Below are 13,187 nucleotides of genomic sequence, written 5' to 3' on the forward strand. Positions count from 1 at the left end.
CACCCGCCGATCATGAACGTCCGCCGCAGCGCCGCGGTCCTGGCCGCCGTCGCCGTGATCGGCGCCGCCACCCCGGCCGCCGCCGCCCCGTCCCCGTCGCCCTCCCAGGCGTTCCCCTCCGCCCTGTACGGCGGCACCGACCCGAAGTACGACGGGGTCTGGCGACAGTCCCTCGCGCTGCTCGCGCAGGACACGGTGGGCGTGAAGCCGGCGGTGAAGTCCGTGCGGTGGCTGGCGCGTCAGCAGTGCGCGGACGGCTCCTTCGCCTCGTACCGCCCCGATCCCACCACCGCGTGCGACGCCAAGACCATGCGGGACACCAACGCCACGTCCGCCGCCGTCCAGGCCCTGACCGCGCTCGGCGGGCACGACGACGCCACCGGCAAGGCCGTCGACTGGCTGAAGTCCGTCCAGAACAAGGACGGCGGCTGGGGTTACTCACCCGGCGGTGCCAGCGACACCAACTCGACGTCGGTCGTCGTGGGCGCGCTGGCCGCCGCGGGCGAGAAGCCGGACCAGGTCGAGAAGGGCGGCAAGTCCCCCTACGACGCGATGCTGAAGCTCGCCCTGCCCTGCGGCGGGGACGGCGACGGCGCCTTCGCCTTCCAGCCGGACAAGAAGGGCAAGCTCGCCGCCAACGCGGACGCCACCGCAGCCGGTGTGCTCGGCTCCCTGGGCAAGGGCATGGTCGTCGAGCCCGGCAAGAAGTCCGACGCGACCTGCGAGAAGGCCGGGACGCCGGAGCAGGCCGCGGCCAACGGGGCCGCCTACCTCACCACCGCCCTCGCCAAGGACGACGGGCATCTCATGTCCGCCCTGGCCGGTGCCGAGCCCCAGCCCGACTACGGCAACACCGCCGACGCGGTCGTCGCGCTCGCCGCATCGGGTGAGACCACGCAGGCCGAGAAGTCCGTGCGGTGGCTGGAGAAGAACTCCGCGTCCTGGGCCGCGCAGAGCGGTCCCGCGGCCTACGCCCAGCTGATCCTCGCCGCCCACGCGACCGGCACGAACCCGCGCGACTTCGGCGGCGCGGACCTCGTCAAGCAGCTCAACGCGACGGGCCCCGCCCCGCAGACCGCCGAGCAGACCAAGGCCTCGGACGAGCAGGAGGACTCCGGCTCGGACTTCTTCGGGGTCTGGTGGTACGTCGGCATCTGCCTGGTCGCCGGAATCGGCATCGGCTTCCTGTTCACCGGCCGCAAGAAGCAGCAGCAGCTGTGATCCGCCGGGGCCTTCTCCTCCTCCTGGCCTCGCTCCTGCTGTGCGCGGGCGCGGGCCAGGCCCGGGCCGCCGGATACCGGTACTGGTCGTTCTGGGAGCGCGACGCCGGCCGCTGGGTCTACGCCACCCAGGGCCCGTCCCTGGCCCGCCCCTCGGACGGTGACGTCCAGGGCTTCCGCTTCGCGGTGAGCGAGGACTCCGATGACGCGGCCCGGCCGCGCGGGACGGCCGACTTCGCGACGATCTGCGCGAAGACGCCCGCGCGCGACGGCAGCAAGCGAGTGGCCCTGGTCCTCGACTTCGGTACCCCGTCGGACGCGCCCGAGGGTGAAACCCCGCCCGCCGCCCGCACGGCCTGCGCCCGGGTCTCCCCCGACGCGACGACGGCCGAGGCCCTGGCGGCAGTCGCCAAGCCGCTGCGCTACGACACCAACGCCCTGCTGTGCGCGATCTCGGGCTATCCGCAGAAGGGCTGCGGCGAACAGGTCCGGCAGAGCCAGGAGAAGAAGCAGCAGCCGGCAGCGGAGAAGAGGACCACGTCGGACGACGGCCCGTCCCTCGGCCTGGTGGCGGGTATCGCCGTGGTGGCGCTCCTGGGCGGCGCGGCGATCTGGCAGGTACGACGGCGTGGGTAGCCGTCCCGCCCGGCCTGCGGGCAGTCGTGCCGCTGGGGCGGTGGGGGTCCCGCCTGCTCATGGGGGTCCCCCCTGCTCGAGCGAAGCCGGGAACTTGGGGGAGAAGTCGCGAGCCTGGAGGAGGGTGGGCGCAGGCGGCACCCCGCAGCGCCGGGTCGCGCACCCATTCCGGCCCGGGCGCCGACGCCGTGCCCAACTGCACCCCGGAGCCTGGTGGCTCTGGGCGCTCGCCCTCGGCACCGCGGCCACCCGCACCACCAACCCCCTCCTCCTCGGCCTCCTCATCACCGTCTCCGCCTACGTCGTGGCCAGCCGCCGCCCCGACACCCCCTGGTCCCGCTCCTACGGTGCCTTCGTCAAACTCGCCCTCGCCGTGATCCTCATCCGTCTCGTCTTCGCGACCGTCCTCGGCTCCCCCATCCCAGGGACGCACACCCTCCTCACCCTCCCCGAGCTGCCCCTCCCCGCCTGGGCCCAGGGCATCCGCCTCGGCGGCGAGGTGACCGCGGAGGCCCTCACGTTCGCCCTGTACGACGGACTGAGACTGGCCACGCTCCTCATCTGCGTCGGCGCCGCGAACGCCCTCGCCAACCCCTCGCGCCTGCTGAAGTCCCTGCCGGGCGCCCTGTACGAGATGGGTGTCGCGGTCGTCGTCGCCCTCACCTTCGCCCCGAGCCTCATCGCCGACGTCCAGCGCCTGCGCGCCGCGCGCCGCCTGCGCGGCCGCCCGGACAGGGGCATCAGGGGCCTGCTGCAGGTGGGGCTCCCCGTCCTGGAGGGCGCGCTGGAGCGCTCGGTCTCCCTGGCCGCCGCGATGGACGCCCGCGGCTACGGCCGTACCGCCCAGGTCCCGCCCGCCGTACGCCGTACCACCGCCGCCCTCACCCTCGGCGGCCTGCTGGGCGTCTGCGCGGGAACGTACGGCCTGCTCACGGCCGAGGGCGCCGGCTACGGCTTCCCCGTCCTCCTCGCGGGTCTCACGGCCGCCCTCGCAGGCCTCAAACTCGGCGGCCGCCGGTCCCTCCGCACCCGCTACCGCCCGGACCGCTGGGACGTGCGCGCCTGGCTGGTCGTCGGCTCCGGCGTCGCGGTCGCGGCCCTGCTCGCCCTCGCCGCGGCCCGCGACCCCGCCGCCCTGCACCCGGGCGTGGTGCCACTGGTCGCCCCCGCCCTCCCCCTCTGGCCGGCCGCTGCCGTACTCCTCGGCCTGCTGCCGGCGTTCGTCGCCCCCGACCCCAAGGAGCCGTCGTGATCCGCTTCGAGGACGTCTCCGTGACCTACGACGGGGCCGACGGACCCACCGTCCAGGGCATCGACTTCGAAGTGCCGGAAGGCGAACTCGTCCTGCTGGCCGGCCCGTCCGGCGTGGGCAAGTCCACGGTCCTGGGCGCGGTCAGCGGACTCGTCCCGCACTTCACCGGCGGCACCCTGCGCGGCCGGGTCACGGTCGCCGGCCGTGACACCCGCACCCACAAGCCGCGCGAACTGGCCGACATCGTGGGCACGGTGGGCCAGGACCCGCTCTCGCACTTCGTCACCGACACCGTCGAGGACGAACTCGCCTACGGCATGGAGTCGCTGGGCCTCGCCCCGGACGTGATGCGCCGCCGCGTCGAGGAGACGCTCGACCTGCTCGGCCTCGCCGACCTGCGGGACCGCCCCATCGCCACCCTCTCCGGCGGCCAGCAGCAGCGCGTCGCGATCGGCTCGGTCCTCACCCCGCACCCGAGCGTCCTCGTCCTGGACGAGCCGACCTCCGCGCTCGACCCGGCAGCCGCCGAGGAAGTGCTGGCCGTCCTCCAGCGGCTCGTCCACGACCTCGGTACGACGGTCCTCATGGCCGAACACCGCCTGGAACGCGTCATCCAGTACGCCGACCAGATCGTCCTCCTGCCCGGGCCGGGCGCCGCCCCGATCCTGGGCCCCCCGGCCGAGGTGATGGCCGTGTCCCCGGTGTACCCGCCGGTGGTGGCCCTGGGCCGCCTGGCGGGCTGGACCCCCCTGCCACTGACGGTCCGCGACGCCCGGCGCAGGGCAGGGGAGCTGAAGCAAGAGCTGCAGGACGTCCCTCCTCAGGGGCGCGGGGAACCGCGCGACAAGCCACAGGCAGCCCGCCCCCGCGGACGATCCGCACCCGCCACCCCCATAGGCGAGGCACGAGCCCTCTCGGTCACCCGCGACCGCATCACAGCCCTGAGCCACATCGACCTCACCGTCACCCCCGGCGAGACCATCGCCCTCATGGGCCGCAACGGCGCCGGAAAATCCACCCTGCTGGGCGCCCTGGTCGGCCTCGTCAAGCCCAGCTCCGGAACCGTCCGCCTCGGCGAAGCCACACCCCACCGCACCGCCCCGAAGGACCTCGTCCGCAAGGTCGGCCTGGTCCCCCAGGAGCCCCGCGACCTGCTCTGCGCCGACACGGTCGCCGCCGAGTGCGCGGCGGCCGACAGGGACGCGGGCGCAGCCGCCGGCACCTGCCGGGCCCTGGTCACCGAGCTGCTGCCCGGCGTCACCGACGGCGCCCATCCCCGAGACCTCTCCGAGGGGCAGCGGCTCGCTCTCGCCCTGGCCGTGGTGCTGACCGCCCGGCCGCCGCTGCTCCTGCTGGACGAGCCGACCCGGGGCCTGGACTACGCGGCGAAGGCCCGGCTGGTGGCGGTGCTGCGCGCGCTGGCCGCCGAGGGGCACGCCATCGTGCTGGCCACGCACGACGTGGAACTGGCGGCCGAGATCGCCCACCGGGTCGTCCTGCTCGCCGACGGAGAGGTGATCGCCGACGGCCCGACGGCGGACATCGTGGTCTCCTCCCCCTCCTTCGCCCCGCAGGTCACCAAGATCCTCGCCCCGCAGCACTGGCTCACGGTCTCCCAGGTCCGCGCGGCCCTCCACCCCGAGGCTCCTGTGGCTCCCGAGGCCTGCTGATGACCAAAACCGGGACCACCCCCCAGCGTCAGGCCCGGGCCGTCCGCCTCGGCCCCCGCTCCGTCACCGCCCTGGCCCTCGTCAGCGCAGTCGGCGTCGTCGGTTTCGGCTGGCCGTTCCTGACGCCGCCCACCTCGCGGCTCAGCGCGCACGCGCAGGACGCGCCCTGGCTCTTCGCGGGCCTGCTGGTGCTGCTCGTGGCGGTGGTGGCCGCGGCGATCTCGGAGTCCGGTCTCGGTCCGAAGGCGGTCGCGATGCTCGGCGTGCTGGCCGCGACGGGGGCGGCCCTGCGGCCGATCGGCGCCGGTACCGCCGGGATCGAGCCGATGTTCTTCCTGATGGTGCTGAGCGGTCGGGTCCTCGGCCCGGGCTTCGGATTCGTCCTCGGCTCGGTGACGATGTTCGCGTCCGCGCTGCTCACCGGCGGTGTGGGCCCGTGGCTGCCGTTCCAGATGCTGGCGATGGGCTGGTTCGCGATGGGCGCGGGCCTGCTGCCGGGCCCGGACCGGCTGCGCGGCCGGGCGGAGCTCGTGCTGCTCGCGTTCTACGGTTTCCTCGCCGCCTTCGCCTACGGCACGGTGATGAACCTGGCCGGCTGGCCCTTCATGAGCGCCCTCGCCTCGAACGTCGCCTTCGACCCGCACGCGGCGGTCGCCGCCAACCTGGCCCGTTTCCTCGCGTACTGCCTGGCCACCTCGCTGGGCTGGGACCTGGGCCGGGCTGTCGTCACGGTCGTCCTGACCCTCACCCTCGGCCCCGCGGTCCTGCGGGCGCTGCGCCGCGCCACCCGCCGGGCGGCCTTCGAGACGCCGGTCACGTTCGACGCGCCCCGGACGTGAAGCCCCCCACATGACCCCCGTCACCTACGAAGCGGGGCCGTAGGGACAATCCCCGGTCACGGGGCAGGCCTTCCGCGCACATGCGGCCACACCTAGTAAACGGGTTCCTTGCGGGCATCCGGCGCGCCTGTTTGTCTGGCCAGGCCCAAGACCCGAGCCCACCCCCCATGGACCGAAGGCGGCGGCCCCCTGATCCCCGGGGCCGTCGCCTTCGCCTTCGCCTCTGCTTTCCGCCTTCGCCTTCGCCTCCGCCTGCGTCTACTTGCTCTGGAGCTTCCCCAGCGGCTCGGGGTCCTCCTCCAGCGCGACGGCCGCCGCCTTCCAGCCGGTGTCCCCGGGGTAGAGGACGCTGCGCAGGTAGGCGGTGGTGAGGCGCTGGAGCAGAGCGACGCGTGCGGGGCTCTCGTCGGTCGTCTCAGCCACCTCGTAGCCGGGGATGCCCCCGAGCGAGTGTTCCGCCCCGAACAGCGTGAGCAGGCTCTTGTCTCCCGGGCTGTAGGTGTAGGGGTCGGTGAACCAGTCCGGTCCGCGCGTGGACAGCGCGGAATCGTCGTGGTCCCCGGCGACGATGAGCGCCGGCGTGCTCATGGTGTCGAAGGACGGCCTCATGAAGGGGAGGTGCTCGACGGCGAACGGGGTCAGGTCGTCGCCCAGGCCGGCCATGGCGAGCAGCACGCCCGCCTTGACGCGGGGGTCGGACAGGTCCTCCCCGGGAACGCCGTCGGAGTCGAGGACGCGCGCGCCCAGCAGCGTGCCCGCCGTCTGGGCTCCCCAGGAGTGGCCCGCCACGGCGATGCGGTCGCGGTCGAGGCGCCCGGCGAGGCCCGGCACGGAGGCTTCCAGAACGTCGAGTCCGTCCAGCACGCGCTTGAGGTCCTCGATACGCAAGCGCCAGATCCGGGGCGTCCGGGGGTCCTCCGCAGGCAGGCCCAGCGTCCTGGAGTCCAGGTGGGTGGGCTGCACCACCGCGAAGCCCTGGGCGGCCCAGAAGTCCGTCAGCGGGGCGTAGCCGTTCATCGACCAGCCGAAGCCGTGCGAGAAGACGATGACGGGCAGATCGCCGCCGGTCGCGGGGGCGGACACGCGGACCTGGAGGTCCTCACCACGGTCGGGGGCGGGCAGGACCACCGGCTTCGCGGAGATCACCATGGTCGAGTCGGGCAGGGATGTGCCGGGCATGGGAGTGCCTTCCATTGGGGTCTGCCATCATGAATGAAGCGGAACCTTGTTCCGATTACGATACGGAACAACGTTCCGCTTCACAACCGACGGAAGACCGACGGAAGACCGACGGAAGGCAGACACGGTGCACGACAGCGGCCAGAGCGCCGGAAGCTCAGCCCGGTCCAAGCGCAAGGACGCCCGGCGCAACCAGCAGGCCCTGCTGGACGCGGCCGCCGAGGTCTTCGTCAGCTCGGGCGTGGACGCGCCGGTACGTGACATCGCGGCCCGGGCGGGCGTCGGAACGGGCACGATCTACCGCCACTTCCCCACCCGGGCGGACCTCGTCATCGCCGTCTACCGGCACCAGGTCGACGCCTGCGCCGAAGCCGGCCCGGCCCTGCTGACGGCCGGCCCGACACCCCATGCCGCCCTGGTGCGGTGGGTCGACCTCTTCGTCGACTTCCTGGTCACCAAGCACGGCCTGGCCACCGCGATGCAGGGGGACAGCACCTGCTTCGGGCCGCTGCACGCCTACTTCCTCGACCGCCTCCTGCCGGTGTGCGCCCAACTGCTCGACGCCGCCGCCGAGTCCGGCGAGATCCGCACCGACCTCGACGCCTACCAGTTCATGCGCGGCATCGGGAACCTCTGCGTCGGCGCGGACACCGACCCCCGCTACGACGCCCGCCGACTGGTGGCGCTCCTCGTCGCGGGACTACGCCGACCGCAGTGACCTACTGGGACCGAACCCGGAGTTCCTTCACCCCGTTGATCCACGCCGACCTCAACCGGCGGGGTTCCTGGACCAGTCGAAGACCCGGCATGGCGTCGGCGACGGCGTTGAAGATGAGGTCGATCTCCAGCACGGCGAGGGACTTGCCCAGGCAGTAGTGCGGGCCGCCGCCACCGAAACCGAGGTGCGGATTGGGATCGCGGGTGACGTCGAAGGTGTCCGGGTCGTCGAAGACCTCGGGGTCGCGGTTGGCGGAGGCGTAGAACAGTCCCAGCCGGTCGCCCTTGCGGATGCGCTTGCCGCCGAGTTCGGTGTCCTGGGTGGCCGTGCGCTGGAAGGCGGCGACCGGGGTCGCCCAGCGCACGATCTCCTCCGCCGCCGTCTGCGGGCGGTCGCCCTTGTACAGCTCCCACTGCTCGGGATGGGTGAGGAAGGCGTGCATGCCGTGGGTGATGGCGTTGCGGGTGGTCTCGTTGCCCGCGACGGCCAGCATCAGCACGAAGAAGCCGAACTCGTCGGAGCTGAGGTTGCCCTCCCCCTCCGCCGCGACGAGCTGCGTGACGATGTCGCGGGCCGGGCACTGCTTGCGGTCGGCGGCCATGTTCATCGCGTAGGCGATGATCTCCGTGGCCGATTCGGCACCGATCTCCTCGGTGATGGCGTACTCGGGATCGTCGTACGCGATCATCTTGTTGGACCAGTCGAAGATCTTGTCCCGGTCCTCCTGGGGGACGCCCATCAGCTCGGCGATCGCCTGGAGCGGCAGTTCGCAGGCGACCTGGGTGACGAAGTCGAACGGCCCGGTGTGCGCGCGGGCGGAGTCGACGATGGAGTGGGCCCGGTTGCGCAGTCGCTCCTCCAGGGCGCGGATCGCCCGGGGCGTGAACCCGCGCTGCACGATCTGCCGGACCCGGGTGTGCTCCGGGGGGTCCATGTTCAGCAGGATGAGCCGCTGCGCGTCGATGGCGTCGCGCTCGATGTGCTCGTTGAAGCGGATGATCGCCGTGTTGAGGGACGACGAGAACAACTCCGGGTGCGTGGAGACGTACTTGACGTCGGCGTGCCGGGTGACCGCCCAGTAGCCCTCGTCCTGGAAGCCGGCGAGACCGGCCGGCTGCGGCACCCAGCAGACCGGTTCGGCCCGGCGCAACTCGGCGAACTCCGGCAGGGGCACGCGGTGGTGCAGCAGGTCGGGGTCGGTGAAGTCGAACCCTTCGGGCAGCGCGGGACAGGGCATGGGCGGCTCCCACCACTCGTACCGACTCATCGGTCTGACGGCCCATCAGTTGTGCGGAGTTGCGGTGACGGTAGTAACGGGTTCTACAAGTAGCAAGAGGCACGGGCCCGCCAATTGCCCGCACGACTATTGCGGTCACCGAGCGACCCTCAGCACACTGCTTGCAGAACTAGAACGCGTACTAGTTCCGCTGAGCCTCCCGGAGAGGACCCGCACCCATGGCTGCCGAACCCGTGATCGTCGAAGCCGTACGCACCCCGATCGGCAAGCGCGGCGGCGCGCTCGCCCATCTGCACCCCGCCTACCTCCTGGGCGAGACCTACCGTGAACTCCTCGGCCGCACCGGCATTCCCGCCGACTGCGTCGAGCAGATCGTCGGCGGTACGGTCACCCACGCCGGCGAGCAGTCCATGAACCCCGCGCGCACGGCCTGGCTGACCATGGGGCTCCCCTACGAGACGGCCGCGACGACCGTCGACGCGCAGTGCGGCTCCTCCCAGCAGGCCTCGCACATGGTGGCCAACATGGTCGCGGCGGGTGTGATCGACGTCGGCATCTCCTGCGGGGTGGAGTCGATGTCGCGGGTGCCGCTGGGGTCGGGCTCGAAGCACGGGCCGGGCAAGCCGTTCCCCGACGAGTGGAACGTCGACCTGCCGAACCAGTTCGAGGCGGCCGAGCGCATCGCCCGCCACCGCGGCCTGACCCGTGAGGACGTCGACGCGCTGGGCCTCACCTCCCAGGAGCGGGCCGCCCACGCCTGGGCGGAGGAACGCTTCAAACGGGAGACGTTCGCGGTCCAGGTTCCCACGACCGAGGAGGAGCAGCACGCCGGGCAGGGCATGTGGCGCCTGGTCGACAAGGACGAGGGCCTGCGCGACACGACGGCGGAGGCGCTGGCCGCGCTGAAGCCGATCATGCCGACGGCGGTGCACACCGCCGGGAACTCGTCGCAGATCTCCGACGGGGCGGCGGCAATCATGTGGGCGTCGAAACGGATGACCCGGGCGCTGAAGCTGCGCCCCCGGGCCCGGATCGTGGCTCAGGCCCTCGTGGGATCCGACCCCCACTTCCACCTCGACGGCCCGATCGACGCGACGAAGGCCGTGCTGGGCAAGGCCGGGATGTCGTTGCGGGACATCGACCTCGTGGAGATCAACGAGGCGTTCGCGTCCGTGGTGCTGAGCTGGGCGCGGGTCTTCGACCAGGACCTGTCGAAGGTGAACGTCAACGGCGGCGCGATCGCGCTCGGGCACCCGGTGGGAGCGACCGGGGCCCGGCTCATCACGACGGCACTTCACGAACTGGAGCGCGCGGACAAGGAGTTCGCGCTGATCACGATGTGCGCGGGGGGCGGCTTGGCCACCGGCACGATCATTCAGCGCTTGTAGACGTCCAGTTGACGAAGGTGGTGAAGGCGGCGGGATCGAGGGTGAGGATCGGTCCCGCCGGGGTCTTTGAGTCGCGTACAGCGATGGTGGCAGAGGCTTCGGCGACCTCTACACAATCACCGCCTTGGTCACCGCTGTAGCTGGACTTACGCCACAGGATCCCCGCCTTGCTGGCCATAGCGTTCCTCCATTACGCGCCGGATCAAATCCGCCGAGTCCTTGAGGGAAAGCGCGGCGGCACGAAGATGATCGTAACGGAGCGAGCAGTCCTTGACGGTGTCCGGGTTTGCGGTCGGATGCCCGCTGCCATACCCCTCGGTATAGACAATGTCCGGGTCGCGTTCGAATCGGTAGAGGTTGAATGCGCCTTGGAGCCCGACGTGTGCTCCGGCCGAAAACGGGAGCACCTGGATGTTGATCCTGGGGTTGTGCTGGAAGGCCAACAGGTGGGCGAGTTGGTTCCGCATGGTCTCTGCACCGCCAATTTCCTGGTGCAGCGCCCCCTCGCTGATGACCATCCACAAGACCGGCGGCACCTCCTTGTCGAAGATGCGCTGACGGGCCAGACGTACGGCGGTGCGGTCGCCCAGATCCGCCTGATCCAACACACCGAGGACGGCACGGGCGTAGGACTGCGCCTGGAGGAGACCGTGCACCACGTGGGTCTGGAACGTGCAGATGTTCAGTGCCCTGGCCTCCAGCTCCGCCACCTGCTGGAACCACGCCGGAAGCCGACTCCGCAACACCAACTCGACGAGCCGGGAGAACATACCGTCCGTCCCCAGCGCCGCATCCGCCCGTTCGCTGAACTCCGGCGTCGGAAGCTTCCGAGCCGTCTCGATCTGGCCCACCAAGGAGCCGGTGTAGTTGAGGATGTCCCCCAGCTGCCGCTGCGTCAGCCCGGCGGCCTCCCGGTGCCGCCGCAGCTCGAAGCCGTAGTAGTCGAGCGGCGACGCACCCGGGTCGAGGGAGTTGATGTGGGTCACGGCAGAAGCCCCTCTCACGCAACGCGGTCCACAAAGGAACCGGTTGTATCCGTTCCGTAGCCGAGGGTAGTCACCGCACGTCAGCCTCGTCTCGTGAACGAATACTTTCCCGCCCAGTACTCGATGCGCCTCACCGTCGGTGAACACGCCCCCCGCCACGTCCGCCGCATCGTCCGCTCCTTCCTCGAGGAGTGGGGGATGCCCGAGCTGTCGGACGCCGTGGAGCTGGGCGTGACCGAGCTGCTCGCCAACGTCGTACGGCACGTCCCGGACCGGCGCTGCGCACTGCTGTTGCTGCGGCAGCGCACGGGCGTACGGGTGGAGGTCACGGACGGCAGCGATGAACTGCCGTGCGTTCGGGACGGATTGGACTCGGAGGCCGAGAACGGACGCGGGCTTCTCCTGCTGGACGCGATGGCCGACAAGTGGGGCGTGTCGCTGTGGTCCGGGGGCGGGAAGACCGTGTGGTTCGAATGCGGAGGCGAGCCCTGCGGGGATCAAGGCCCCTGCAGGCCGTCCCATTCCTCGTACCTGACACGGTAGGAGTGCCCGCCCCATTGAACGGCTGCCACGCCCCCGGTCCCGTCCTTATGACCAGGAGTCAAAGACGCACCGTTCAGTGTGTGGTCCCACCCGCTCGTGGTGGCCGTCAGGGGCACGGGGCGGTACGGCCTGCCGGCTCTGCGATCGTCCACACCGAGATGAACCCACGGCGTGCGCCGTACGCCCAGCACCTCGTTCCGTTGCACGGAGGCCCCTCTGGCGACCTTGAACGAGGACATGTGACAGACGGTGAGATTCATACCGTCGGCCAGGTCCATCCCGAGGCATCCGGTTTCTTCATCCCGCCAGCTCACCGTCCCGGGCGCCGGGGAATGGAGCTTCGCCGAAACGGCACCCAGCGTCGGCTCCAGGTCGACGGAGAAGAGCTGGTTGGCGCAGTGATCGGGGCCTCGCCCGATCACGCAGCGGCCCTCTTTGTTGTGGTATCCCTGAACGACGCGGTACGGCGCTTGGCCTCCATCGGAGTCACGGCGGAACGGATCGGTGAGCGCTGTGGCAGGAATCCCTCTGGACAGTTTCACCCGTACCGATCCCGCGTTGTCCGCCAGGCAGCGATCGTCGTCGTTGACGCGCAGGTGAACCGAACCGGCCCGTGATGCGTGAAGGATCTTCCCCTGAGCCACCGGGACGCCGGCATCGCCCGTGGCTTCCGCCAGGTAGAGGGTTCCATAAGGGCTTCGGCTGTGGTCTTTCAGCTTGCATCCTTGGTAGATGTGACTGTCCACCGACGATGCGTAACCACTGGCCCCGACCCTGGGGAAGGTTCGTCGGTCGACCGTCCAGGTGCCGCTCAGGTAGGAGACCGTGTAGGTCTCACCTTGCTCGACCTTGAACCCTGTGTCCTGCCACCCCTTGGTGGCGGAAACCCGGGAAACCACGGTCGGCCGGTCCCTCTGTGCGGCTTCTGCCGAATGAACGGACAGCAGGAGCACGGCGGTCGTTGCCGACGCGAGCCAAGCTGCCCACGTGCGAAGACGAGCGGTCATCGGGCTGCTCCTCCACCTTCGCGAGCGCGCCACCTGGCCGAGCGCTCGGCGGCACGACGATTCTCGGCACCGCCCGGAGCCCGTCAGCAGAAGGGCGCGTCCGGGGCGTTGGCCCAGAAGGAGAGGAACGACCAGGTCTGAGCTCCGATGCGACCATCGACGACGATGCCGGCACACTGCTGGAAGTCCCTGGTCGCGGATTGCGTGATGCGGCCGAAGTCTCCGTCCTCGTCCAGGCCGGCGCCGATCGCCTGGTTCAGATAGCACTGGGCCTGCTGGACCGCGGCCCCGGAGGACCCCAGACGGAGGGTCGGTCGGCTGTCGGTGAAATTGCAGACGTCGTCCGGCCCTTGGGCCACAAGGGCTGCTGGATGATTCAACTTGTCGGCCGCCGGGGCGTGTTTGACGACGGCGGACGCAGTAGTTGAATGTGATGCGGCTACAGCCGGTGTTCCCGCCAGGGAAATTGGAAGAGCCAGCGCCGCTACGGCGGTGAGTACACGTCGCATCCC

General features: G+C 71.0%; 14 protein-coding genes. 8 read left to right on the forward strand and 6 right to left on the reverse strand.

Annotated elements, in window-relative coordinates; translation table 11 throughout:
* Positions 1–12: 12 nt before the first annotated feature.
* From ACZ7EG_RS01165 to ACZ7EG_RS01185, 5 genes are all read left to right on the forward strand, one after another.
* Positions 13–1,221 (forward strand): prenyltransferase/squalene oxidase repeat-containing protein, encoded by a 1,209-nt coding sequence (locus ACZ7EG_RS01165; RefSeq protein ID WP_471070464.1) that lies wholly within the window; start codon positions 13–15, stop codon positions 1,219–1,221.
* Positions 1,218–1,856 carry an SCO2322 family protein gene (locus ACZ7EG_RS01170; RefSeq protein WP_471070466.1) on the forward strand — a complete coding sequence of 213 codons (639 nt, stop codon included), beginning with the start codon at positions 1,218–1,220 and terminating at the stop codon, positions 1,854–1,856. Before ACZ7EG_RS01165 ends, ACZ7EG_RS01170 begins: the two co-directional genes overlap by 4 nt.
* A 124-nt stretch (positions 1,857–1,980) precedes the next feature.
* Positions 1,981–3,108, forward strand: a complete 1,128-nt coding sequence (locus ACZ7EG_RS01175; protein WP_471070468.1) for an energy-coupling factor transporter transmembrane component T — start codon at positions 1,981–1,983, stop codon at positions 3,106–3,108.
* The gene (locus ACZ7EG_RS01180; RefSeq protein WP_471070470.1) at positions 3,105–4,778 is read left to right on the forward strand and encodes an ABC transporter ATP-binding protein; all 1,674 of its coding nucleotides are present in this window, start codon (positions 3,105–3,107) and stop codon (positions 4,776–4,778) included. The genes ACZ7EG_RS01175 and ACZ7EG_RS01180 overlap by 4 nt, the downstream gene beginning before the upstream one ends.
* A complete protein-coding gene (locus tag ACZ7EG_RS01185; RefSeq protein ID WP_471070472.1) occupies positions 4,778–5,617 on the forward strand; it encodes an ECF transporter S component in 840 nt (279 codons plus the stop codon). Before ACZ7EG_RS01180 ends, ACZ7EG_RS01185 begins: the two co-directional genes overlap by 1 nt.
* A gap of 258 nt (positions 5,618–5,875) precedes the next feature.
* On the opposite strand, the gene ACZ7EG_RS01190 is transcribed toward ACZ7EG_RS01185, so the two are convergent.
* Positions 5,876–6,796, reverse strand: a complete 921-nt coding sequence (locus ACZ7EG_RS01190; protein WP_471070474.1) for an alpha/beta hydrolase family protein — start codon at positions 6,794–6,796, stop codon at positions 5,876–5,878.
* A 127-nt stretch (positions 6,797–6,923) separates the two neighbouring features.
* On the opposite strand from ACZ7EG_RS01190, the gene ACZ7EG_RS01195 reads away from it, so the two are divergent.
* The gene (locus ACZ7EG_RS01195) at positions 6,924–7,514 is read left to right on the forward strand and encodes a TetR/AcrR family transcriptional regulator (protein ID WP_471070476.1); all 591 of its coding nucleotides are present in this window, start codon (positions 6,924–6,926) and stop codon (positions 7,512–7,514) included.
* Position 7,515: 1 nt separating this feature from the next.
* On the opposite strand, the gene ACZ7EG_RS01200 is transcribed toward ACZ7EG_RS01195, so the two are convergent.
* A complete protein-coding gene (locus tag ACZ7EG_RS01200; protein ID WP_471070478.1) occupies positions 7,516–8,751 on the reverse strand; it encodes a cytochrome P450 in 1,236 nt (411 codons plus the stop codon).
* Positions 8,752–8,969: 218 nt separating this feature from the next.
* Here ACZ7EG_RS01200 and ACZ7EG_RS01205 point away from each other — a divergent pair, with 218 nt between their 5' ends.
* The gene (locus ACZ7EG_RS01205; RefSeq protein ID WP_471070481.1) at positions 8,970–10,139 is read left to right on the forward strand and encodes a steroid 3-ketoacyl-CoA thiolase; all 1,170 of its coding nucleotides are present in this window, start codon (positions 8,970–8,972) and stop codon (positions 10,137–10,139) included.
* Here the strand turns inward: ACZ7EG_RS01205 and ACZ7EG_RS01210 are convergent.
* A complete protein-coding gene (locus tag ACZ7EG_RS01210) occupies positions 10,123–10,317 on the reverse strand; it encodes a DUF397 domain-containing protein (RefSeq protein WP_471070483.1) in 195 nt (64 codons plus the stop codon). The two genes, ACZ7EG_RS01205 and ACZ7EG_RS01210, sit on opposite strands and share 17 nt — an antisense overlap.
* Positions 10,286–11,125, reverse strand: a complete 840-nt coding sequence (locus ACZ7EG_RS01215) for a helix-turn-helix domain-containing protein (RefSeq protein WP_471070485.1) — start codon at positions 11,123–11,125, stop codon at positions 10,286–10,288. Before ACZ7EG_RS01215 ends, ACZ7EG_RS01210 begins: the two co-directional genes overlap by 32 nt.
* A 93-nt stretch (positions 11,126–11,218) precedes the next feature.
* On the opposite strand from ACZ7EG_RS01215, the gene ACZ7EG_RS01220 reads away from it, so the two are divergent.
* Entirely contained in the window at positions 11,219–11,668 is a 450-nt protein-coding gene (locus ACZ7EG_RS01220; protein WP_471070488.1) for an ATP-binding protein, read from the forward strand.
* Here ACZ7EG_RS01220 and ACZ7EG_RS01225 read toward each other — a convergent pair.
* Together ACZ7EG_RS01225 and ACZ7EG_RS01230 are read right to left on the reverse strand one after the other, a co-directional pair.
* On the reverse strand, positions 11,623–12,675 hold the full coding sequence (locus tag ACZ7EG_RS01225) for a hypothetical protein (protein ID WP_471070490.1): 1,053 nt from the start codon (positions 12,673–12,675) through the stop codon (positions 11,623–11,625). The two genes, ACZ7EG_RS01220 and ACZ7EG_RS01225, sit on opposite strands and share 46 nt — an antisense overlap.
* Positions 12,676–12,758: 83 nt before the next feature.
* Positions 12,759–13,184 carry a peptidoglycan-binding domain-containing protein gene (locus tag ACZ7EG_RS01230; RefSeq protein ID WP_471070492.1) on the reverse strand — a complete coding sequence of 142 codons (426 nt, stop codon included), beginning with the start codon at positions 13,182–13,184 and terminating at the stop codon, positions 12,759–12,761.
* Positions 13,185–13,187 lie beyond the last annotated feature (3 nt).

The sequence above is a fragment of the Streptomyces sp. NPDC037100 genome, assembly GCF_055606225.1.